20 protein-coding genes and 7 pseudogenes are annotated in these 23,323 nt (G+C 39.0%); 10 read left to right on the top strand and 17 right to left on the bottom strand.

From position 1 onward, the window contains the following. Positions 1-60: 60 nt before the first annotated feature. From V7L20_RS32660 to V7L20_RS32655, 5 genes and pseudogenes are all read right to left on the bottom strand, one after another. Positions 61-479 (bottom strand): annotated as a pseudogene (locus V7L20_RS32660) (IS701 family transposase); the annotation flags it as partial. Continuing rightward, positions 455-679, bottom strand: a complete 225-nt coding sequence (locus tag V7L20_RS15590) for a hypothetical protein (protein ID WP_334744953.1) — start codon at positions 677-679, stop codon at positions 455-457. The pseudogene V7L20_RS32660 and the gene V7L20_RS15590, both read right to left, overlap by 25 nt. A 376-nt stretch (positions 680-1,055) precedes the next feature. Further along, positions 1,056-1,418, bottom strand: a complete 363-nt coding sequence (locus V7L20_RS15585; RefSeq protein ID WP_334744952.1) for a hypothetical protein — start codon at positions 1,416-1,418, stop codon at positions 1,056-1,058. Positions 1,419-1,492: 74 nt separating this feature from the next. Continuing rightward, complete coding sequence (locus tag V7L20_RS15580; RefSeq protein ID WP_334744951.1) at positions 1,493-1,765, bottom strand: hypothetical protein; 273 nt, start codon at positions 1,763-1,765, stop codon at positions 1,493-1,495. 561 nt (positions 1,766-2,326) lie between these two features. Then, positions 2,327-2,824: pseudogene (locus V7L20_RS32655) on the bottom strand (serine/threonine protein kinase); the annotation flags it as partial. 242 nt (positions 2,825-3,066) lie between these two features. On the opposite strand from V7L20_RS32655, the pseudogene V7L20_RS15570 reads away from it, so the two are divergent. The 3 genes and pseudogenes from V7L20_RS15570 to V7L20_RS15560 all read left to right on the top strand — a co-directional run. Next, positions 3,067-3,207 (top strand): annotated as a pseudogene (locus V7L20_RS15570) (ISNCY family transposase); the annotation flags it as partial. Between the two features lie 116 nt (positions 3,208-3,323). Beyond that, positions 3,324-3,860, top strand: coding sequence for a hypothetical protein (locus V7L20_RS15565; protein ID WP_334744950.1), 537 nt, complete (start codon positions 3,324-3,326; stop codon positions 3,858-3,860). Positions 3,861-4,825: 965 nt separating this feature from the next. Continuing rightward, positions 4,826-5,434 carry a hypothetical protein gene (locus V7L20_RS15560; protein WP_334744949.1) on the top strand — a complete coding sequence of 203 codons (609 nt, stop codon included), beginning with the start codon at positions 4,826-4,828 and terminating at the stop codon, positions 5,432-5,434. 47 nt (positions 5,435-5,481) lie between these two features. Here V7L20_RS15560 and V7L20_RS15555 read toward each other — a convergent pair whose 3' ends face one another. From V7L20_RS15555 to V7L20_RS15540, 3 genes are all read right to left on the bottom strand, one after another. Further along, positions 5,482-7,374, bottom strand: coding sequence for a hypothetical protein (locus V7L20_RS15555; protein WP_334744948.1), 1,893 nt, complete (start codon positions 7,372-7,374; stop codon positions 5,482-5,484). Between the two features lie 831 nt (positions 7,375-8,205). After that, positions 8,206-10,107 carry a hypothetical protein gene (locus tag V7L20_RS15545; protein WP_334744947.1) on the bottom strand — a complete coding sequence of 634 codons (1,902 nt, stop codon included), beginning with the start codon at positions 10,105-10,107 and terminating at the stop codon, positions 8,206-8,208. 397 nt (positions 10,108-10,504) lie between these two features. Further along, entirely contained in the window at positions 10,505-10,840 is a 336-nt protein-coding gene (locus tag V7L20_RS15540) for a hypothetical protein (protein ID WP_334744946.1), read from the bottom strand. A gap of 148 nt (positions 10,841-10,988) precedes the next feature. Here V7L20_RS15540 and V7L20_RS15535 point away from each other — a divergent pair, with 148 nt between their 5' ends. Then, a complete protein-coding gene (locus V7L20_RS15535; protein WP_334744945.1) occupies positions 10,989-11,219 on the top strand; it encodes a hypothetical protein in 231 nt (76 codons plus the stop codon). A 730-nt stretch (positions 11,220-11,949) separates the two neighbouring features. Here the strand turns inward: V7L20_RS15535 and V7L20_RS15530 are convergent. The 4 genes from V7L20_RS15530 to V7L20_RS15515 form a co-directional block, all read right to left on the bottom strand. Then, positions 11,950-12,186 carry a helix-turn-helix transcriptional regulator gene (locus tag V7L20_RS15530; protein WP_334744944.1) on the bottom strand — a complete coding sequence of 79 codons (237 nt, stop codon included), beginning with the start codon at positions 12,184-12,186 and terminating at the stop codon, positions 11,950-11,952. 63 nt (positions 12,187-12,249) lie between these two features. Continuing rightward, entirely contained in the window at positions 12,250-12,417 is a 168-nt protein-coding gene (locus tag V7L20_RS15525; protein ID WP_334744943.1) for a hypothetical protein, read from the bottom strand. Positions 12,418-12,936: 519 nt separating this feature from the next. Then, on the bottom strand, positions 12,937-13,362 hold the full coding sequence (locus V7L20_RS15520) for a hemerythrin HHE cation-binding protein (RefSeq protein ID WP_334744942.1): 426 nt from the start codon (positions 13,360-13,362) through the stop codon (positions 12,937-12,939). A 366-nt stretch (positions 13,363-13,728) separates the two neighbouring features. After that, positions 13,729-14,031 (bottom strand): helix-turn-helix domain-containing protein, encoded by a 303-nt coding sequence (locus V7L20_RS15515; protein WP_334744941.1) that lies wholly within the window; start codon positions 14,029-14,031, stop codon positions 13,729-13,731. On the opposite strand from V7L20_RS15515, the pseudogene V7L20_RS15510 reads away from it, so the two are divergent. After that, positions 14,026-14,193, top strand: a pseudogene (locus V7L20_RS15510) (IS630 family transposase); the annotation flags it as partial. The gene V7L20_RS15515 and the pseudogene V7L20_RS15510 overlap by 6 nt on opposite strands. A 123-nt stretch (positions 14,194-14,316) precedes the next feature. Here the strand turns inward: V7L20_RS15510 and V7L20_RS15505 are convergent. After that, entirely contained in the window at positions 14,317-15,948 is a 1,632-nt protein-coding gene (locus V7L20_RS15505) for an FAD-dependent oxidoreductase (protein WP_334744940.1), read from the bottom strand. Between the two features lie 366 nt (positions 15,949-16,314). Then, positions 16,315-16,563: an SDR family NAD(P)-dependent oxidoreductase gene (locus V7L20_RS15500; protein ID WP_334744939.1), complete on the bottom strand. Its 249-nt coding sequence runs from the start codon at positions 16,561-16,563 to the stop codon at positions 16,315-16,317. A gap of 392 nt (positions 16,564-16,955) precedes the next feature. On the opposite strand from V7L20_RS15500, the pseudogene V7L20_RS15495 reads away from it, so the two are divergent. Then, positions 16,956-17,754 (top strand): annotated as a pseudogene (locus V7L20_RS15495) (IS701 family transposase); the annotation flags it as partial. 41 nt (positions 17,755-17,795) lie between these two features. Here the strand turns inward: V7L20_RS15495 and V7L20_RS15490 are convergent. Then, positions 17,796-18,452, bottom strand: coding sequence for an efflux RND transporter permease subunit (locus tag V7L20_RS15490; protein ID WP_334744971.1), 657 nt, complete (start codon positions 18,450-18,452; stop codon positions 17,796-17,798). A gap of 615 nt (positions 18,453-19,067) precedes the next feature. Here V7L20_RS15490 and V7L20_RS15485 point away from each other — a divergent pair. Next, positions 19,068-19,652 (top strand): hypothetical protein, encoded by a 585-nt coding sequence (locus tag V7L20_RS15485; protein WP_334744938.1) that lies wholly within the window; start codon positions 19,068-19,070, stop codon positions 19,650-19,652. A gap of 402 nt (positions 19,653-20,054) precedes the next feature. Here the strand turns inward: V7L20_RS15485 and V7L20_RS32650 are convergent. After that, positions 20,055-20,295 (bottom strand): annotated as a pseudogene (locus V7L20_RS32650) (IS701 family transposase); the annotation flags it as partial. 532 nt (positions 20,296-20,827) lie between these two features. Here V7L20_RS32650 and V7L20_RS32645 point away from each other — a divergent pair. The 3 genes and pseudogenes from V7L20_RS32645 (at position 20,828) to V7L20_RS15475 (ending at position 22,433) form a co-directional block, all read left to right on the top strand. Further along, entirely contained in the window at positions 20,828-21,088 is a 261-nt protein-coding gene (locus tag V7L20_RS32645) for a CDGSH iron-sulfur domain-containing protein (RefSeq protein ID WP_442943555.1), read from the top strand. Between the two features lie 125 nt (positions 21,089-21,213). Further along, positions 21,214-21,558, top strand: a pseudogene (locus tag V7L20_RS15480) (IS4 family transposase); the annotation flags it as partial. Between the two features lie 359 nt (positions 21,559-21,917). After that, a complete protein-coding gene (locus V7L20_RS15475; protein ID WP_334744937.1) occupies positions 21,918-22,433 on the top strand; it encodes an IS110 family transposase in 516 nt (171 codons plus the stop codon). 665 nt (positions 22,434-23,098) lie between these two features. On the opposite strand, the gene V7L20_RS15470 is transcribed toward V7L20_RS15475, so the two are convergent. Next, on the bottom strand, positions 23,099-23,323 hold a 225-nt coding region (locus V7L20_RS15470), incomplete at its 5' end, for a hypothetical protein (RefSeq protein ID WP_334744936.1).

The following is a 23,323-nucleotide window of genomic DNA, read 5'->3' as shown; positions in this document are numbered from 1 at the left end:
CAGGACTTACGCAACTGTCACAAGCGATGGCGCGGCGCAGCCGCGCCGAGCGCCAAACAACTAGACAATAAACATAGGAACATCTAGACGTTTTAATTGCTGAACTAGATAATTTGACAAGAGTCCGTGCTTAATTTGATAAATTGTTTGACCAGTTCTATAAGCTAAATCTTTAAGTCTAATCCAGACTAAAATAGCGCGAGGCTTTCATGATTTCTTTGAATACGGCCTTTACGGCATTGACATGATTAAACACCAGCAACTGTTTTAATTCAAAGGTGTTACTCCTCAACTTTCCATCGAATCTTACACACTTGTTGTACAACATCCGTAGAATCTTGAGAGAAATCGTTTTTGCGAATTAAATCCGTTCTATCGGGAGAGACAGTTACCCGGAACAGTCTGACTTTTTTAGTTTAAGGAAACTTTTTTATTTTAACTATTTTACCTGATTTCAATTCCTGTTTATCCCAAGATATGACATTTTAAATGCCAATGCCCAACCATCAGCATATCGTTTAGGTGTCAGTCGCCAGCAAGTGTTGCCGTGTTTGTCTCGACCTCCATAAGTACAGCAGTAGAGTTGAAATCCTTGCTGGGTGATTTTACCGCAGAGAATGTAGTGGGAGTAGACAAATTGACCATTGCGGCAGTAATTATTCCAGTTTTCAGGTATCATTTCTCTGGGCAAGTCCCAAGAAATCCTGAGCCAAATTTTGGTTCCGGTGGTAAAGCCTATTTGTCTAATAAATTTAATAGTTGTTTTTACTAAAATAGTAGAGCCGATAGGGCATGATTTCCGACCCTTTTTTATGGTGGGCTGTACTTAGCAAGTACTGGCAGTAATTAAGTTTAGTAAATCTCATTACCGTGAGCAACATTTATCTAATACATCCTCTACTTATTTTCTCATGAATATTTCAATAGAGCTTTAAAGCAAGCAATTTTTATTGTGAATACAAAGCTTTCAGAATTGAGACTTCGTAATACTTATGTACTACACTTTAGTGATCGCGCTGTGCCAGTTGCGTAAGTCCTGACCAATAAAGTTGTAGTCATCTTAATAAATCATCTACATAGTTTTGAGCATGAACAGTATTATCGTGGATGAAGCTTACGGGGTTATTAATTTCATGAGCTATTCCCGCGACTAGCTGTCCCAAATAAGACATTTTTTCGGATTGAATTAGTTGAGTTTGGGTCTGTTTAAGAGTTTTTAGAGCGATTTTCAGTTGATGAGCTTGATTTTTGAGGTCTCTATTTTTAGTTTTTAACTCTTGAGTTCGTTTTTGAACTTTTGCTTCTAAAGATTGATTGTAATATTCTAATTTCTCTCTAGCTTTTGCTAGATTAGCAACTAAGTTAGTATTTTCTAATGAGATAGCGGCTTGGGAACAGAGAAGCTTGATAACTTCCAAACCATCATCACTAAAAGCATGAGTCGTTAAATTATTTTCTAAATAAAGAACACGGATTAATTTTCCTTGTTTAATTAAAGGTATACAGAGGACAGATTTTGGTCGTTTTTTAACAATATATGATCGTTACCAAATGAATGATCTCTTACTGCATCGTTTAAAACAACGTTCTCTAAGGTTCGGATAACATAATTAATCGCTGAGATAGGAACTTGAGTTTCAAGAGTTTGATTAATACTTTTTACATCAGTTTTTCTTCCTTCTACGGCTTCTATAACCAATTTTCTCTCACGTTCGATAATTATAATTACTGTTTGAGCGCCTGCATTCTCAACAATGATTTTCATTAATTTAGCAATCAGCTTCTCTAATATAATTTCACTGGATAAAGCTAGGGACGCTTTGATAACAGTCTTTAAATCAAGTTCATTTAAGTTATTGTTTGTAATTGTTCGGGTTATTGGAGATTATGGGACTAGATTAACATCTTTTTGAGTAGTTTGCTGAAGAATGGGGCGCAGTAGATGAGGATAGCACTGCTCTAAGTCATGCGTTTTGGCTTTAGCTCCCCAACGGATATAGCCGTCATAGGCATCTAGCAAGTAGTCTTGGGCGATGCGATCGCGTCCTCAGGCTAAGTAGAACCGTCCAGCGAATTCTGCTGCTAACGCCTCAATCTGGGTAAATTGATTGGCTTTTGCCGTAGCAATTGCTCGATCATAACAGTCTGCTGCTTGTACGCGATCGCCTTGAATTCGATACAGTTCTGCTTCAACGAGTAGATATTTATGCAAAAAGTTCTTTGGGCAATTATCTACCCAAATCTTATACTGGGTTTGGTTTGTCCGAACTTGCTGCAAGTATTCAGCCTGTTGGACGCGATCGTGCGAGAACTTGTAAGCAACGGCGATCGTACCTGTAGCTTTCCACGCTTGTAAACACTGTTCTAAATCGTGCTTGAGTCCTAACGCACTCTGATAGCGGTCTTCTGCGTTTTTTTCCATCAGTTTAGCAACGATCGCTGCCACAATTATCGGCACATCCACCTGCACCTGATTGACAGGTATGGCAACCTTGGCAATGTGACAATGCACTAACTCCAGAGGATCGTCTGCTGCAAACGGCAGTCGTCCGCTCAACAGTTGGTAAAGGGTGATGCCTAATGCATAGAAATCGGCGCGATAATCAATGCTGCGATTCATTCGCCCCGTTTGTTCGGGAGCAAGATACGCCAGCGTCCCTTCTAAATTGTTGGGACTTTGAATTTCCTGGGTTTGACGAGGCAGTAAGGAAGCAATGCTGAAATCAATTAATTTAATTTGTTTAGAATCAGGATCAATTAAAATATTGGCGGGTTTGATGTCTTTATGCACAATCCGATGCTGGCAGAGATGGTGCAGAATATCCGCGTCTAATATCCTTTATAATTCCCAAATCTTTTAGTGATCGCACTTTGAATCTTACATTACAAATTGTTGAGTTGCAGCAATTTTATTCGTTTAGTCGAGCGTCTCAAGCTGCTGCAAAATTTCACGAACTTTGGGTTTGTGTCAGGTTTTGGCGATCAAGGTAGCGATCAGTTCTCACTGGAGTTTAGACTAGTCAGGAGTGCGAAACTCCAAACCTTTATAGCAATAGCTATACATCAAGTCTTAACCAACATGTAGAAAACTTTGGTTCATCACCAAAAGTCGTAACTAGAGACAGAGGTGTTTACTCTCAAACAAACGAAAACTATGCTCAATTATTAGGAATCAAAGAAGTCATCTTACCCAAGGGCGGTTATCGAAGATTTATTACTTGCTTAATTCGGAAAGTGACAGAAGAGGGATATAGTGGACGGTGAAACATCGTTATTAGCAGCCAAAGCTGGAGAGGATGTTAGAGCCAGATTAAACTAGGAGTGTGAAAATTAGTGTTTTCGAGCAGATGACAGTTAATAATGGATTGATTCTGACGCTTTTTATTGGGATTACAATTGTGCTAGCTCTTGCGTATGGTTTCGGCGTGAAAGCTCGACGTTTACCTTTTACAGCAGAAATTGGGTTTAACCAGACACAATTACAATTTTTGCGATGGTGGGTCAAGTTAGCTTTAGTTGCTGGAATTTTGTTACCTATATGCTTGTTAGCTCTTTCTTGGAGGCAACCATCTTCATGGGTATTCTGGGGAAGTTACCTATTGATAGTAGCCGTACAACTGATTTGTGAAGGTGTCTTTAGTCGCTCCCTTGTACCAAGTATTGTTGTACCCATTGGTTTTTTCTACACAGCTTTTCGAATATGCCAACTGCTAGACGGATTCACGCAATTAACATTTTCCTCTTTGACATCGGTGGGTTTTGGGATTGTTGTGTTGTTTTGGGTTGCTAACTTAATAATGTTGATGGTAATGGCTATTCCCACAATCTTTACAGGTTCGGAGTCAATTGAACAATCTTGATTTATGTGAAAAATTTTAACTACTTAACCGAAAGCCGTGTATTGACATAATTACCGTTTACAACCCACACCATCCCCATCTCTATCAAACCCGTGGAGAGCGGCTGGAATAATTTACTTCTCTGCGGTAGGGAATATCAGAGCAATTCAAATCTGCCGAGTTGAGGGGAATGCAGAAGTCAGGGTAGAAGCGATCGCAACTTCTAAAAATGCTAGAACTCACGCATTGACAAATAAAACTGACAGTAACGTCCTAGTATATACCTTGTTCAAGAAATTCCGAGTTGTTCCAGATTTCAAGCATCTGAATATTCTCATCTACGGGTAAGATTGTAGAATTTTTCGTTGTTAGTGAGATACTTACGTTTAATGTGAATTAAATATTGAAACCTCTGTAATTTCGTTGATAATTCTAAAAGCATAATTTTTGGCAATTCTCAAACACCTTACAGGATAAAAGACGTTTTTAATGTTTAATGGCACTGTATGAGATATGTAATGGAAAAAGCGCAACACAGGTAGGTCGGGAAACAGGACGCAACCCTTAGACAATCATGGAGTGGGTACATCGTTATAAGATTTCAGGTATAGAAGTACTGCGGTATCAACATACAGGTGGTCATCCCCCCCTTTTTCAAAACAAACTCTTTCACAAAATTCTCTACAAGAATCGCATAACTATATTTTGGTGCGACATTTGCTCTTACACTTGGCTGATTTATTAGCATTACTTATGTTATGAGGTTAACTCAGCCATTTGACACTGATATTTAAAATGACTAATTAAAAAAAAACACTTAGTCAGCTATTCCTCGCACAGCGATCGCAAAACTTTTCGGTCTACTGACAATACCTTAAAAGGGCTAGTTCTGTATCTATTGACTGTGCTTTGTCACTGGAACTTTTCATAAAAATTACCTTCAGTTTTGATATAGCTATTATTTTTTAACTTATAAAACAAAAAGTATGAAAATTTTCAACTTGGATTTTGGTTTAGTTCATACTCCCATAATTTTGTCATTCATCATATTTTCAGTGTGTATACCTGTACACGCCCAGAACCAATATGAATCACCAAATGAAGCAAATGAAGGGAATTATAAACACGGCTTAAGTGTCAGAACTCAATGTTTTCAGGATTTACGCAGAGATATCTCTACGGAGCGAGTTGCACGATTGTGCCGTAACGCAACTGGTTATACAAGTCAGTGCTTTCAGGAATTAAGAGATTCTATCTCTTTGGAACGGGCGGAAAAATTATGCCGCATAGCAACACCTTATACCAGTCAATGCTTTCTGGATTTGCGGAATGTAACCTCAACAGAACGGGCAACAAGGCTCTGCAATTTTGCTTTAGCGGATACAAGTCAATGTTTTCGAGTGTTGAACCAACAGATATCAACAAACAGAGCAGAAAAGGAATGTTTACCTCCCCTGGCTTCAGCTTTACAAGCTTGTGTAGACTCCCTGACTTTTGATGCTCAAGGGTATGCCACTGGCATTTCGGAAACGGTAGCAGTAATTTCTTGCCGAAAAACTTTCCCATTCAAATATCCCCTTGACAACAGTGACTAGAATATTTGCTTTTAGCCCTCTTCCCTGTTGACTACTGTATTTGAACCTTACTGTTTTACATTTAATTGCCGATAATTGTTACTACAAACACTTTTTTCCACAAGTATGCGATTCTGTGTATATTTTTCAACCCGACTCTTTAACTCACAGAATTTTTTGTCATCATCAAAGTTGCCGCTCTCCAATGGATATAGCAAACCCACTCCCATAGCTGTAGGTGTAATGAAGGAGTTCGTCAATAGCAGGCTTTCATGACGAACATTCTTAGGGCCTCTTTTCCAACTAAACAAATCACCCAATACAGGCACTTGACCAAAAATACCTCTCCAAACCGTGCCGATAATAGGTACGTAACCACGTCCCCCACTTAATGTACTTTGGTTAGAAAATGTTGAGAGAGCAAAAAAATCCACAGCCTTAGTGTAAACCGTGGTTGTCACTTTCTGTTGACCGATACGTGATAGCGGTTCTTGTGATCCTTTCTGTTCTGAACCAGAAAATACTGGGTCGGCAATAGTCAAATCAACTTCGAGTTCAGCAGAATTCATATTTCGTAACACATTAGGAATTAATGTCAATGTAATTCCAGTTTTCAACTCACGAAATTGAGCTTGTTGCTCTCCCAAGGCAGCAACTAGACTTATAACTCGAGCAAGCGGCAAAGAGCCAAGCGTTGGCGTTTTGCCCATCGCTGTATTTACTTGTGGAATAAATTTGTCAACCTGACCTGTGAGTTCGTCAGCTGATGTAAGCAAGTCTGAAAGCCTCAAGGGTGGAGTTACATCGAAAGCACTAACCGAATCCGACGTTACCTTAGTTGTTATCCCACTCAAACTAGCTACACTAGTCCTACCCACCTGTGCATATTCTACGCCCTTATATTCACTCACAATCTTTTGGATTTTGAGCAAAGTAGGCACAACAAAAAAATCTTCGATGTCTTTATTTAAGGCATCACTAGTATCTTGTAAGCGATTATTCAAGACATCGGCTGATTGTTGAAGATAGTAAGGGCTAAACTGATCTGGTTTGCTAACAAAGTGACCATAATGTAACGCAAAATCAAGCAATACATCGCGACTCACTTCGGCGTAGTTGTCTTCAAAACCTGTTTTCCAACAATTTTGAGGAGGTATAATAGCAGAATTTTTAGTGTTTTCAACCTTGCAGTTTAGCTTCAGCCCACGAAGAGAGAAAAACCTTTCGAGTGGCTGTTTTCCTTGTTTTCTGATTTCAGTTAAATAGTATTTATACCGTTCATCGTTTTCAAAATATTGCATCAGGTAATTTGCCATATCTTTTGTCACGTGGCTGCTTGCCGTTTCTGCTGCCACCATACGTATGACTATATCTGTCAGAGCTAGAGGGCGATGGGAATTCAGGGCTGATGTATACCCTAGATCGTTAACAAGAGCTTTAAACTCGCGATCAAAGTCATTTTCAGATATATTAGATTTCGCGTATTGTTCAACTTGAGCATATGTTTCTCGCACTAACTGTTGAGTTTGATTAATTTCCTCCTGTACTCTCACCATTACTTGAGCTAATTTCTTGGGATCATTACTGGAAATCTGGATTCCCCACATCTGCATCATAATACCGGGACGAGGAAGATCAATTGCAGCAATGATTCGGTAAGCAGATTTCCTTTCTGCACTCGTACCATAGAGAATTATCTCGTCAGAAGGTGTCCCTGATGGCTCTATTGTGAGACTCCAATTTTCGTCTTTTTTCACCTTGTCAAGTATTGTCTTTACAACCTCTGCATTCCGAAAGTAATATAACTTGACTCTTTGAGTTCCTTTACCTTCTTTCTTTTCTATCAGTGAAGTTGTTGGATTAAGAACAATAGGAGTTGTTTGAGCTTGAGTAGGCAAATTACCTTCAAGTACAGCAATAGCACATAGACTTAGCAAAAAAGAAAAATGGCGGTAAAGCATATTCACTCCCCTCACTAAATACTCTTAACTAGAACTTATGCATTAATAGGAAAAAACAAACAAGAGTTATTGATTTTAGGCATTAATCCTTTATTTCTCAACACTTTGTAAGTGTTTACATTTTATTAAAGGAGGATTGATAAAATACTAAAATGATGAACTTAAGTTTATTTACAAGATAATTAGTTTTTCAATTGTGTAAATTTTATTACATTCAAAATTTGTAACAGTTCAAGGAAGTAGGAGAGATGATCAAAAATGACCATCCCAATCTAATAAATTAAGTAATAGAAATTCCTCATATCAGTCCCATAGTCATCAAGCATCGTTTGCATCAATTGACTTGCACTGTTTGTAGCAACTGTTGGTGTTGAACCGACTAACAATTGTGTAAAAAGAACTGTTCGTCCTACCGTAATTTGGAGACGTACCAGTTTTGGTTCTCAGACTCAAGGTGGTAGTATTTTTGTTACCCGGATGTTAACTGTAGTTACAACACTCAAATCTCAAAAGCATAATATTTTAGAGTTTATGACTCAAGCTGTTATTACTGCTCTATTGCTAATACTGCGCTCTCTTTGCATCCATAAGTTATTACTTGTTCTGATGATTTTGAGTTATTGAGAGCTGCCTAATTTTATTAATTTATTTTGGGGGCTATTTTTCTGTTTTTTGTACCCGCTGAACATTTACCATAAAACATGCAAAAGTTTCACAAAGAATAGCTGCAGTAAGGAATTGCAGGTTTGGACTCAGATCATACTTGATTTTACAAATATAGTAGTACTTTCGCTAGCAGTGCTATTGTAACTTTTGTCATTTCTACTATTGTCATTTTTTTGAGGTAATTTCAGAGCGAATTTTTTCGCGTTTTTCCCCCATGACATCAATATGGTAACGTTCTGGTGATAATACTGCTTGGATTTGTTTTTTCTCAATGACCCATGAGAGATAGTTGAGCGCAATCTGCCTTTGTTCAGTACGTAGTCTGTCAGAAACTGCCCCTATTTGAAGGTTATTCGCCCAAACAATCTTATCCTCAAGTTCCGGTGGTTGCAGTTCTTCAATTCCCATATCTTTTGGTGGGGTAACCAGCAGAAACTCCAGAAACTCCTGGAAGCCAACAAAGGCCAGTTGAAAAATTAACTGCTGACTAAATTTTCCCCAAAAATAGCCACCGTGGACATCTGGTGTATTCCTACGAAAATATGCCCAACCGAGTTGCAGGTACTCAAAAAAAGTTAAGGGCGAGGTTTGTTTGTCTAGAATCATGACGTAGCGATTGTGATTGGGTACATTAGCATAATCTGTTAGGTCTTTGTATTCTGTACAATCAAAGTAAGTAAATAAATCAGCTAACGACTCCTGATCCTGATCTTTAATTGCTGTGGCAACTGTGGAATGATATTCTTGGTTAGCTGGATCTAATCCCTGGCTTCGCACTTTGTTCAAGACATTAATTTCTAAATAATTAAGTAATGAACTAATCTCAGATAATGGCTTGCGTAAGTTCTGATCCTTCCAGTTGACAATTCCATACTCACTCTGCGATTGCCTTGCTACCTTGTTTAACTTACTGCTGTGATAGCTATTGGAACGAACAGTCACATTACCTAGCCGATACCCTTGTGTTCGGGTCTTTGCTGGAAAGGAAAAGTAATTAGCAGCCGTAGAAGCAAGACGTAGGGCTAAATCCCCTTCGTTACTGAATAGATACGCCTCTTCAAATCTTCGTAACGATGAGCGTAAGAAATTGGATCTTCCAGAAGTAATTGTCAGTACAGGAATATCTGGTGCAACAAGAATTAAACGACCTAAACTAAAAACCTGCCCAATTCGCGAAGAAGGTCTTTTCCCATCTTTATTATTATTTATGTTTCCTACAGAATCAGAGTCAAAGACATCAGAGAGAATTCGGACTGCTTGTGTAGTTACCTGACTACCTAGACTATGCCCAATGAACGAGAGTTTTATTGGGTGTTGTTTCCAATAGTTTTGAGCCTTCTCTTTTGATTTAACTTCTCCAAAGCAGCGCTCTATCAAACCTTTATCTAGTTGGCGAATCAGTTCAACCAGATCGTTGACTCCGTAGTTGATTGCTCGATAAGAATCACGAAAATATACAATTACACGCAAAATAATCAGGCTGAAAACAATGCTAAAACCGAATGTTCCCAAAACAACCGGAACAACAAACATTGGGGAAGAGAACCAGAAAAACAATAACACTGATGCGATTGTCATAATTAAGCTTCCCCATAGTAGAACCTTGAGTAGAAAGGGTAAAGTACTTAGAGAAGTAATAATATTTTGACCTGTAATAGTTTCCGAAGGCCAGCGATAACCAAGAAACATTAAACTATCTGACTTTTGAGAAATTAAGGCATTACTGTTGACATACTTACAAAGTTGTTGATAGTTTTTCCAAATTCCATCTGTGATCGCCTCATTGGTAACGGGTAATATATTTAAATCACTATTTGCACCTCCTGTGTTGTACCCATGAATAGCAATTACTACTCCTAGTTGGTCAGAATTTTTCGGGCAATTTTTACTTTTTGCATAAAGGAGATCAATTATTGTTTGAATGGTTGGGCGTGTATTATCTTCTTTGATATTTTGTAAATCTTCTACATTCGCTCTTGCTGTACTGCGGATCAGATATCCTGGAATCCTTTGAGATTCTGGAGCATAGTCCGGCTCAATGAACAAGTTATCTACCAAAATATCCATATACTACTTCCTGTAGAAATCCTAAATGAGTTTTGAGAAAAGTTGCTAGTTATCAAAAAGTGCTTTTACTTAAGTACAACATTTTTTTGACCGCCACTGTAGTAGGCATCCGCACCATAGCTTCTGATCGCTCCTCCACCAGCATTAATGTAAATTGAGTCCACCATAAAATTCTCCTAAGAAACTAACTCATCAGATTTTTGGTTTTGATGCAAATTTTCTGACTGAAGAAGGTTGTGTTGCATTAGATATAACATTGCACCGAATTACTTTTAATATTAGTTGTCTCATCGGCTCTGAAACTCATAAAATTTATTCTATAACTCATAGTAAAACTCATGAGAAATCACATCCCTAAATAGGAATGTTATTAAAATAAGTTGTAACTAAGCCAGGGCTATTTCATTCTAAAAAGTTGTTTGAGTGTGTCTAAACCAAAAGAGCAGAGTCGTTGGGCTTGTGCTATATTTTTAAACATCTGATCACGGTATAAATTGAGTGTAAAATTGCGAGCGATCCCAAAATTTTGAGGAAGAGGGGTAGTACGAATTGTAGATTTATTTTCGCCTTGGGTAACATCTCGAACATAGTGGACTTTATTTTCAACACCCCAATATCCTCTAATTCGTTCAGCTAATTCTTGAGCAGTTTCACTTAAAGATGAAATATAATAACGGGTTTCATGAGTTATTTCAATAAGGGACTTCCAGAAAATAAAATATACACTTTTCATAATAATTATCATTTTCAATTACTGTAAATGCGTAAAATGTGTTTTATTTTACAAAGATTGCTTATGTGGCGGGTATGAAAACCCACCTTTTACTTATGCTGCTACCAACTCCCAACGAACTCCCGGCATTTCTTCCACAGGCATAACTTTGAAGAGCGCTACAATAGCCTCTTTCACCTCTGCTACTGCAGGTTTGAACGGTTCTTTGTGGTATCGAACAAAGCTGTGGCTTTACCCAGACGATATCATCCGAGTTAATCCAAATCGTCACCACATTTTTGGGCTGGCAATCGTGGGAATAATCGGACTTATTCACGATGGTTACAATGATTTGGCAATCGTAGGTCGTCAACGGATCTTTTGTTGGCGCAAGGGTTGAAACTTGTGTCATTATTATAAATACCTCTAACTTGGGGTAAAAAGGCGATCACAGAGTTTGCTAGACATAGCGATCGCCTTTTGTTTTGTGTAAATAACGTTGTGGTTTACCGCAACGCTCTCAAATTGCTTTGGCGTAGCCTCATATTTCTAAATTTCAGTTATTGTCTAGCAAGAATTCACAATACAAGGCTGTAGAGAAGGTATTGAGCGGTTGACCTCTGTGCAGTCTTATGAAGTAAAAAGGCAACCGCATACTTCTGAAGTAGTGATCGCCTTGATTCTGGAATGTTGATTTTTTACAATCAGTTTTCAGACTTAGTTAACCTGAGTTCCGGATAAGAAATCCTCAAAAGCCTTGACTTATTGTTATTCGGTCTGAAGCTTAGTTTGAATCTATTCTCTATAAGGCATGTTGTTGAGATTAGTCTCATTTGTGAACCTTATTGACAAAATGATTCCATTTTAATCGTTTCCTCGATCAGTCAGAGTTTTGTTCAATCCTTATAGAATAAGCTTTTGAGCTTCTGGCTTAACCCAAACTCACGTTAGTTAGGTCATCGGCATCTCCCCGCCGGCTCCAGCGTTAGAAGTTTTCTTTCGGCTACTCCGGTTTTAGCTTCGGCTACTTTAAATAGCGGCACTTCAGTTTTGGTTCGTTGAATTAGTTTGCGATCCCTTTTTGCGTTCGGGGGTAGGCAGTTCGCTTTCCCTTACAATCTTTTTTGCAACTAAAAGTCGCAAATATCAACCCCTAATTGCACAATTTTAGTTGATTTTAAACACAGTAATTCAGCTAAGGTATAGCCAAATACTTGACATAAGTCACTGACAAGCTCTGGAGAAGCGCTTTTGACTTCTGTGTTTGTCTCCATCCTGTTCAAATACTGGCGAGAAATCTCTACTTTTAATTTAGCAAGCTTTTTAAACAAAGTTAGTAATGGCATATCACCACGTAATGCACGCATTTTATGCCCACGCGCATCTGTCCATCTAATAGACCCCACTTCACAAGTGGCAACATTACAACCTCAATTGAAAATTATGTCTCGACATCCTAACTGTTTATAATATTTTTGTTGAGCAAAAATAGCTAGGGTTAATAAAGCTTCTAAATGTTTGGAGATCGCTTCATTATCTATAGTAGGAGTATTATGTCGGTGTGCGTGGTCAGAGTTTTGTTTTGGTCGCTTTGGCATGGCGGTAAACCAAATTTTTCATTACCTCGTTTGCGAACTTGAATTTACTTAAGAATTCAGTCCACTTTTGACAAAGTTATTTTCTCGTTACAATACTGTTTCATACCCTATTTTAATTTGTAAAAGACCTTAAAAATAATGATAATCAAATTGAAGGTGAGGCGACGAGCATCGCTCGCCGCCTCACCTTCTCCCCCCACACGATTATCATTATCTTTACAAAGATTTTGAGTATTTTAACTGATTGACAAAATGCTCTTTATCTTAACTTATCACCGATGGTTCTGACTAGGCTTCACGTTTACAAGCGTGCATTCATTATTGTTACAACGATGTTCATTATAAAAAAAGCTGTCGCGTAATTAAAGGTTTCAATCAACAAATTTGAGATCCCCTTAATGATGATAATTGTTTTGAGTTAGAGATGATTCACTATTGAAAAGTATGCTTCGATGTAGCATAAATCATCTGAATCAATTACGCTCCCATGAATGACGCGCCCTCTGCCACTCATTGCTACTAGCTTACCGCGCTGCTTACAGCACCCTTAAGGGCTGCAATTCCCTGTTCAATGCTAGCCCACAGACCCATGTCAGGTTCTTTACCGGCTATCTCTCGCGTTCCGACGAAGTAAAGAACGCCTTTAAGAATCTCTTGGTGAGCGCGATTTTCAAAATTAACTCGGTTGAGCGGTTCCATCAAATCTTGAAGCTCATCATTCAAGGACTGGGCAACCTTGTGTAAAACCAGCCCAGTCATTGTCTGTTGATGCTTTAGCAACTCAAGCTGTAAGTACTTGTCATACAGAGTTAGCTCAGAGCCGCTCATCATTTGGCTTACCTTCTGGGCATGTTGTTGAGTAATGTTGCGAGGTTCTGCTGCGTTGCCGTATCTAGAAATAGCTGCTTCGATGATGCCAAGATTTTCGCGGTCGCTGTTTATCATTCCTTCGAGCCGCTGGCAAATCGTATTGTCGTCCGTCTGTGCTATTAATTTTTGTTCACTTTCCAACAAAACATTCTGAAAAAGCTTTAGATCAGCAAGCTTAGTCGCTATATTTGTTACATCGGCCATTATTATTAACTCCAGACTACAGGTTTTATCGGTTATCACAAGCAAACTGACTTTTTCAATATTCTCGTAAAGTTTGAGTAAGTTCGTCCCTCCTCAGAAAGATTTATATCAAGTTTAGTAAGTATGTTTCAGGCTTTTTCTAGAAAGTTACATGCGATAATACTAATTATCTATGAAGATGCATAGAAGAAAACAGTTGAAACTCCATGCCTAGCAAGGAAATTCTTCTATGCAGCCTCATCTAAAATTGATAAAAACCGTTCCATACTCAATCTCAAGTCCATGTTCTTTTTTTAACCATTCTACTATCGCACCATAACTACTAAACCCTTTTCCTGTTTCCAACTCAATTTTGAGTGCGGCGATCACATCATCATTTATTTTTCGGTTGGCACCTGGTGCTTTCTTAATTTCCAATAACCTAGAAAGTCCACCTAATCGATATTTCTGTAACCATCTTGTCACCGTTGAAGTGTCTCTACCCGAGCGTTTTTCTAGTTCCTGCTGTTCTTTTACCTGCCCACTCTTGAGCCACCACAACAGAATCCTGTAGAAGATATTTGGCTACAAGCAAAACGATTTATTAGAGAGTTTTATTTTTTCTGTCATTCTTTTACTGTAATCAAGGCGTTGTTTGAGCTAACAATTCATTGTCAAATTTTTGACTTACCAAAGCTGAATGAGTATGGTGTTTTCTCATGATTGATTTAGGATTGCTATAGATGTAATAGGTTGCAAATTATTTTGATCTCAAATTTATTGGTCTGGCTGATTTGTTATCAGCACTAAAGTACTGAATTAAGTACTAAAGCACTGACTACAAAGCTAGTGCTGATTATTAGCTTCAGGCTGTTTTTGAATCAAATCGATTATACCGCTTCGTAATTCCTCAACAGTTGGCATCTGGTTCAAGCGCATCAATTCTGAGATAGCTGCTGTTTCCGTATCTTTATGGCTAGTTGCAACTGCTAAGACTTTATTTTTTTGGACGTAGAAAGCAATGAATTCTTGTTTTTGCAAATCTCCATCGACAATTATTTCATCCCAACTTTGGGCGTGTCCGATGTAGCGCAACGGAAACTTAAATTGCATCGTCCAAAACAAAGGAAGCCCTCTAAATTTGACTGCTTTACCTGCCATGTTATGAGCTGCAATTCGCCCTTGCTGAGCTGCAACTCGCCAATGTTCAACGCGAATTGATTTGCTGGTACGCCAATCGGGATAACAGGCAATATCGCCTGCGGCATATATGCCATCAGCTGCACACAAGTATTCATCAACAACAACACTACTATCTTTGGGATGCAAATCGACACCCTCAAGAAAGTCTGTTACGGGCTGTACACCAATTCCGACAATTACTATATCTGCTTTTAAGCGATCGCCATTATCTAAAACTACAGTTTCTACTTTACCGTTACCTTCAAATTGCACCGCTTTTCTTTCAAACTTAAAGCAAACGCCGTTTTCTTCATGGACTTGCTGAAATAGTTTGCCAATTTCCTCGCCCAGGGTTTTCTTAAAAGGTACAGAATCCGGCGAGATCACAGTTACTTGTAAGCCGTGCTGACACAACCCAGCTGCGGTTTCCATGCCGATAAAACTCGAACCAATGACTACCGCTTGTCCTTTTTCCTTAATACTTGTCAAAATATAATCAGTATCATTAAAACTACGTAATGTCACAATATTTTCTAAGTCCGCACCTGGAATATCTAGCTGGCGTGGTTTTCCTCCTGTTGCTACCAATAAAGCATCATAAGTTAATGAATCACCAGACGTTCCTGCGTCGCTACTGCTGGCGCTATCGGTAAAGGTGATCGCTTTTGCCGTTGTTTCCACCCGTTCAACTCGCTTATTCAACAGCACTTCAATACTGTATTCTTTGTAGAAATTGGGCGATCGCAGGGGCATTTCCTCAGAGGATGTTTTACCAATGAAGTAGTCTTTTGTGAGCTTGGTGCGATCATAGGGTAGCTTGTCATCCTGAGTAATCATCACGATTCGCCCTTGATATCCAGCCACTCGCAAAGTTTCTGCAGCATGGACACCCGCCGCCCCTGCACCTAAGATGACAAATGTGCGTCCATCAACGTTGGGGTCAAATTGCGCCATTGCAGGCGATCGGAATCCTGTTGTTTGCTCTGGTACGCTGACAATAACGTTTTCACCTTCAATGCGTACTTCATAGCGATCTAAATCATCCAAGCCAGGTGGCTCTAGTTGGTCGCCAGTTGTCACGTTAAAATAGGCATTGTGCCAAGGGCAAACAACATGATGTTCACTCAGCACCCCCTGTGCCAGTGATGCTTTATAATGAGTGCAGTGTGCGCCGACAGCATAATACTTTCCATCGATACGACTTAGCAAAACTTCTGTCTCGCCGACAGACACCTGTAGCATTTCACCATCTTTTAGATTGGTGATTTTGGCAACAACTCCTTCTATCTGTTTCATAATCAGCTTTTAAATTAAGAATAATAGTTATACCAATTCTTTCAAATCCAGTTACAGATTCGAAGTTGAAAAACTAGATACAATCTTGGTACGGCTGCAAGGTCTTACATCCCTTTATTACCAATTGATATAACAACTCTCTCCCTGCTCAAGAACAGCTTGCTTTCACCCATGATTATTGAGTTGGTCGAGTACTAGTACAACACGGCGGAAATAAACGTACCATTTCAAATGGTGCAAAAGCTTGGAATATAATTCTTTTGACTTTTTACTTTTGCTTTGTGGTGCTGGTTTCATCTACACGCGCTAACTCCAGTAAATCTCCTGTAGCACCTGTAATTCCTGCTGCATTGACAAGAATGTGAACTATTCCAAAGCACTCAAGTATTTGCTCTTTGGCAGATCAACTTCTCTAGGCTGGGTGAGGTCTGCCTGAACCGTAAATATTTCTCCTGACTTTTTTAACTCCTCAGCCGCCAGTTGAAGAGTTTCTGAAGTCTTATCGATAATAGTAACTTTTGTACCCTCACCAGTAAACAGTTTAGCCGTCATTTTTCCAATGCCGGAATCAACTCCAGTAACTACAACGACTTTATCTTTAAGACCAAGATCCATACGCTATTTGTTTCTATTTCTACATTGTGAACAATTTATACCAAAGCGCTCAATTAAAAAATATTGAGATAGTTTTTACTTGGACGCTTTACTTTATTTCATCGGCTTTTAATTTTTCAACCCATCAATGGTATATATCTAAAAGAAAAAATTCTGTCTTTCGACATAGATGAACTTTGAAAACAATTGTTTCAACTGAGATTTTTAACAGAGATTTGAGAAAATTTTTGGTGACAGATGAATTCGCAAAACCTAAACCAGCAGAAGTATTACTAACAGGACTTACGCAACTGGCACAGGGCGAACGCAAATTAATATCCCTCTTGTGTCACTTTCCGAGTATTCTAAATAAAAGGATTAAAAGAAAAAACTCTCTTGAGGTAAGCAGGGCAATGGATGTAGAATTACAAATACTTGAAACATTTGGCTTTCTTATGCCCACCCAACAGTTGCAATAGTGAAGCGCTGCTGCCAAGCACAGATCGTAGATGAATATTGTACAGAATCTCAAGATTTCTTTAAATAAGTGAGAAATTATCAGTGCTTCAAATATTTGCACTTAGGAATAATCTCGCCAATCAAAAGAAAATCATTACCAGAAATTGCTCCCAGTAGTAAGTATAAACTCTACTCAGTCTTTAGTTCATTTTATAGCAAATTCAGATTGGTCAGTAAATGAATTAAAAATCCGAAAATTAAATAAAATCAAGAGAGTGTTAAATGGAAATGCAATTACGCTAGTAATAGATGAAACCGGAGATAGGAAGAAAGGTAAAAAAACTGATTATGTAGCTAGACAATATTTGGTAAGTGTGGAAAAAATAGATAATGGGATAGTTTCAGTCAATGCTTATGGAGTTTACTCTAACATAACGTTTCCATTAATTGTAAAAATATTTAAACCAAAAGGAAGATTAAAAGAGTCAGATAAATATAGAACAAAAATAGAGCTTACGTCAGAAATTATTACAGAGCTAGTTGAATTAGAGTTTAATATTGAATTAGTACTGGCTGATAGTTTATCTGGTGAAAGTAGCCAATTTACTAGAAAAATAGCTGAATATAACTTAGCTTACGTTGTATCAATTTCGTTGTAATCATGGAGTCTGGTTGCCCGCAGGACAGAGCGTTAGGGCGAATAAGTGGTATGAATTCTCCAGAACATTTAGTAACCAAAAATCAGAAACCAGATAGATCCGAGAAATAATTTATGGAAAAAAAAGAACCATAACTTACTGGAAAATAACTTTAGCAACAAGTTGAGGAACATACTCCTGCAAGGGTTTGACATCAGAACTCTGGAGTGCTAATTGATAAAGTCCTGTGCTTTGTTGAGCGCCAATAGGTATCGCTGGGGGATTTTGTAAGAATACTTGGATGCCTGGAACAGTGGCGAGTTTGGTTCGCAAATTTTGAATGATTTCCTCAGCCCCAAGTTGGCGCTGTGATCGCGGTTTTAAGCGAATAAATAAACTCCCGGAATTGGCTGCAACTGCGGCTCCACTGCCATTAGCACTCGCTCCCGCTCCGATATTGGAGTTGACTGCATCTACGTTCGGGTCTTGGCGGATCAGGTTAGCAACTGTCTGCTGATGCTGGACAAGATTATCAAAGGATGCATCCTGGGCTGCTTGGGTAATGCCTGTAATTTGTCCGGTATCTTGGCTAGGAATAAAGCCTTTGGGAACTACCACTAACAACCCAACTGTCACCGCGAATAGAACGACAGATAAAATCATCGTGGTAAAGTGATATTTTAAGACTTTTTTCAGACTCCAATCGTACAGACCCAGTAAGCGATCAAAGACATATTCGGAAGTTGACGGGGTGACAAAGGGGCAAAAGGCGAGAAAACAGAAGAGTGTGACCGTTTTGGGGTAACAAAAGATAGGTCAGGTATTCTCAACAAGACCTATCAAACGATAATGTTACCTAAATTCTACCAAAACTGCTTTCAAAAGCTACTGACACCGACACAGTACAAAATGCTAGAAATCTTGATTATGCTGTTGCAATTTCACAAAACTGTAACAATTGAGAAGCTAGCAACAGTGTTTCCCCCTACAAAAAATTTGAAAGTCGGCGACGAAGTATGCAAAGATTTTTATTGTTGCCACAGTTATCAATTCAATATCTCTGGTTTCCATTAATCAAACGATGGGTAAAAAACAGCCGAAAACTGCCAAAGAAACAACTGATATTTGCCATTGATAGAACACAGTGGCGTTGTGAAAATGTATTTGTCATTAGTCTGATAGAACAAAAAAGAGCTATCCCTGTTTATTGGCTATTGTTACCAAAAAGAGGATGTAGAAATCTTTGTGAGCAGAAAAAGTTAATTCGCCCATTGTTAAGATTATTTCAAGGATATCAAATATTGGTGCTAGGGGATAGAGAGTTTAATAGCACAAAAAAGCGAATTGGTTACAGAGCAAGAGAATTAACTTTGTGCTACGGCGAATCTTGGCACTTATATTCGACAAGAACATCAGCCATACCAACGCTTGCAATCTTTAGGATTAAATCCAGGGATTTCGTTTTTTCTAGAGGGTATTCAATTTACCAAACAGAAGGGTTTTGCTAAATTTAATCTAGTTGGATATTATAAGCGGAAATATCGTGGACAACTGGAGCCTGCTGGTTGGTTTTTACTCACGAACCTTGACAGCCTCAAAGATGCCATTAAAGTATTTAAGTTGCGAAGTGGTATTGAAGCGATGTTCAAAGATTGCAAGACTGGTGGCTATAATCTTGAATCTACTTATGCTGATGGTAAACGCTTAATCGCACTGATTTTATTAATTGCTATTGGTTATACTTGTGCCATCTTAGTTGGTCGTAACTCTCGCAACATGGGACTACAAAAATATATTGGTCGTCTCCAGGAACTAAAGCGATGCCTTCGGCGGGCTACGCCTACGCACCGCCGACATAGTGCCTTTTGGGTTGGTTTATATGGCTGTTTGTGGGTGGGTGCAATGGAATTTTGGGCTGATTTAGCTCATGAATTCATGCGTTTAAAGCCTGGTAAACTAGCTTATTTCCATAAAGGTCTACGTGCTATGACTCTTATCCAGTCTGCTTTCTAGCCTATTTGTCACCCCTTCAGCTTAGGGAGTTCTCTCCCCTGCTCTCTGCCCCCTGCCCTTTATCCTCAGAGGATGTCTGAAAAGTTTTAAGGGGGTGATTGTCATTACACAAGTTGCTTTAACATTCAGGACTTACGCAACTGACACAGCGCGATCGCTAATCACTAATACATAAGTATTGAACTGGCGAGAATGTGTTTTATTAGCGTTACTCGAATTAATAATAATCAATGACGTATCTTGTTGTTGAAAATTTTCTGAGAAAATTGATCGAAGGTACAAAAATTTGGTTATTGATGAAATTTCCTAAACTTAACTATTGTCAATATTTACTGAGCAGTCAAATTAACTCATGACTTACGCAACTGGCACAAGTAATGGTGCCAGTTGCGTAAGTCTTGTTTCTATGGCATATCGTTGATCAATTACTGTATGATCAAAAACTAAATATGCGTTATCACTAACTTGGATGATATCTTTAACATTATCCCAAAGCAACCTTGGCGTTAGCAAATCAATCTTGAGATAGCGGTTAATTTGATCATGACTAATCTGCTCGCTTCTGCTCTGCCGAATTTGTGAGAGTATAATTAATTTGACTGCTTAGTAAGTATTGGCAATAGTTAAGTTTAGTAAATCTCATTGCTAAACCACTTTTTTTGATGCACTATCTATTAATTTTCTCAGAAAATTTTTCAGTCAACTTTACACAATTGATTAGTATTACTAATTTAAACTTAAGCCGATCACTGAAATTCTTTCTTATAATACTAATGTACTACTAAAGAGCGAGCGCCCTGTACCAGTTGCATCAGTTATGCTAATACGCATGTACCAAAATTTAGCGATCGCCTGTGCCAGTTGCCTAAGTCCTGTACTACAAAAAGAGGAAGGGAGAAGCTGCCGCAGGCAGCCTCTCCCTTCCTCTTGTAATGATTATCATTCTTTTTTACTGTATATTTTAATTTCTGGAAGTCCCTTATCGTTAAACTTACCCACCTAGACAGCAGGGTTTTTTGACTTCGCCAACAGTATCCATTACTACTCACGCCCCGTTACCCAATTTTAAGCAGATGGTAGATTTTTCTGGCAATGACATAAGTAGTTTCTCAAACGTGTTTTGGTTACTTTTAAGTACCTACTTTACATTTTAAATGAGTCGCTTATAGTAACTAATGGAATGTCTTAAAACTAAGTTTTCAAAGGAAATAATCATGGCTTCTACAACGAAGATCACCGCACTTGATAACGGACCCTTCTTAGTCACGGGTTTAGTCGAAGTCACAGATGCAAAAGGGAAGCAGTTCCACTCCAACCAGGAGACGCTTGCGCTGTGCCGCTGTGGCGGTTCAACCATGAAGCCGTTTTGTGATGGCACTCATTCAAAGCTCGGTTTCTCTGCCGCCGAGAGGGCAGTTCAGCAGACGTCAGGGTAGGGATAACCTCACGTCGCGGTTGCTATTCTCAGATCTTGCACCACTGTCTTGTTGCAAAAGTCCAAGCCTAAAAGCCCTATGATTACGTAGGTAGGGCTAGGACGTGTTTTCAAACTCGTTGTATCCTAAAAAATAGGCGATGGCTGCGCCAACGTCTTCGACGAACGCAGGCATTGTCTTACTTGTAGACTGGTTCTATTAATGGTGTAAAGTTACAAGTATAGGCTACTTGGTTATTTTATGCAGTATTAGTAGATTTGGGAGATGCGGTTGCAGACGAATTATCCTTACCTTTTGACCGTATTTCTTTAGAGATGATTTTTCGGGGTTTGTACCATTTTAGTGTTGCCTACGACAAAGGTACAGCCCTTGACCCTGTTAAGTATTTCGCTGCAAAAGAGAATCAAGATTTAGGGGTTGTCAAAGCGCTGCGAAAACCAGTCTCCAAGCTAGATTTATCCCCTTTTCCTGCGCCCTCTTGATAAAACGCAATTACCTTTACTTCTCACTGATGGCATTGTGGTCATTTCCATTAAAGGTAAGCTCTTCGTTATCCCAAAGATGTGAGCCTCTAACTAGCGCGGCTACGCACTAGCAAAATATAGAAGAAACACAGGCACTTGAAAGTTTTAAATCCAATAAATATTACACTAAAGTAGTATTGTGACAGCAAAAACCGTCTTATCAATGGTGCAGTATTCGCCCGAATGTTGCCCAAATTGAGTAATGCTTGGCTTGATTTGCTGATAAAGTTGATCTGACAAAAAAGCAATTAACTAAACCCAAACGCCGGGGTAAAAAGCAACCAGGGAACGCTCCCCAATTTGATTTGCCTACTCACTTGTACCGTATTAGTGGCGTTGATTTTACACAAGTTCAGGGCTTTGGTGCTTTGACTGTATTGATTTTGTTGTCTGAGTTGGGATTAGATCCGACTCGTTTTCCTACTCTCAAGCATTTCACGTCCTGGCTAGGTTTATGCCCTGGTAGTCGGGTGACGGGTGGTAAGGTTAAAAGTTCTCAAACTCGCTGTGTTGTTAATCGCGCTGCCAACGCTTTTTGCATGGCGGCTCAAACTCTTTGCCGCAGCCACTCAGCTTTAGGCGCTTATTACCGTCCTATGCAAGCCAAGATGGGCGCTGCCAAAGCTATTACTGCTGCTGCTGATAAATTGGCACGTATTTTTTATCGACTTTGGACTTCTGGAGATACATTCATTGACCTTGGCGTTGATGCTTATCACCAACGCTATCGAGAGCGGGTAGTTAATAACCTTAAGAAAAAAGCTCAGGCTTTTGGTTTAGAACTCACCCCTATTTCTCACCTAACCCAATGTGTTTTTTGAGAGATGCAGCTTTTTATTAGAAGTCGCTTTAGGTATTTAGAGAATTTAAAGCAATGGAGTTGTCTTATGGGTGAAACGCTAAACTCCGATGAGGGTAGGTTCTGCACGATGGGAAATCGCGTATGTTTGTCCTTCCACCACTTCGGCTTTTGCCGTATAAACAGGGTTATATCCGAGACTTCGTAGCAAGGGAACTACCCACAGTTCGCGGGTAACGCTGGTGGCTGTGTCATCTGCATCTAACCTGTCTAATTGCCGTTGAAATGCTGTCCAATAAGCTTTAGCATCACCCCAAGCGATCGCAATTTCATCTGCTAGTTTGTCGCTTTTACTAAAACCAAAATCCTCTGGTGCTTACCCTTTGAGATTACCCGCCAGCAATTCGGCAGTTATATCTGCTGCTAACAAATTACCTTCAATCTGAACACCCGTTAAAGTAATCCCTGCTACACTCATCTCTCACACCCTTATTCTTAAAACTTGTCTAAAAAATTACGAATTACGAACTTGTATTGAGCGCAGTCGAAATATTACGAATGACGAATTTTTCCAGGCTGATGAATGTAAACGCCTAGAATGTCCATCGGTAGCTGTGGTTTAACCTGAATCTGCCCTTCTTGGGTGATAGCTCTGACTCGCCGATGTGATTGAGAAAGAGAATGCGATCACTCTTTTGCAAATAGTTCTAAATCAAATTCAATCTCTGTGATTTGGCTGAGTAAGTCTTCAATATAGTGAGCAAAAGTTAGTATATATGTACTACTTTTTTGCAAAAAAACTGTATGACAAACAAATTTTGGCGTTGCATATTTGCGGGATGAATTAGGCTGAAAGGGTGATAAAACCGTCATGGAGGTAATGAAGTAATAATTTAATTGAAAGCCTAAGCA

The sequence above is a fragment of the Nostoc sp. genome (genome assembly GCF_036916735.1).
Classification (GTDB): Bacteria; Cyanobacteriota; Cyanobacteriia; order Cyanobacteriales; family Nostocaceae; genus Nostoc.
This window is presented reverse-complemented; position numbering and strand designations above follow the sequence as displayed.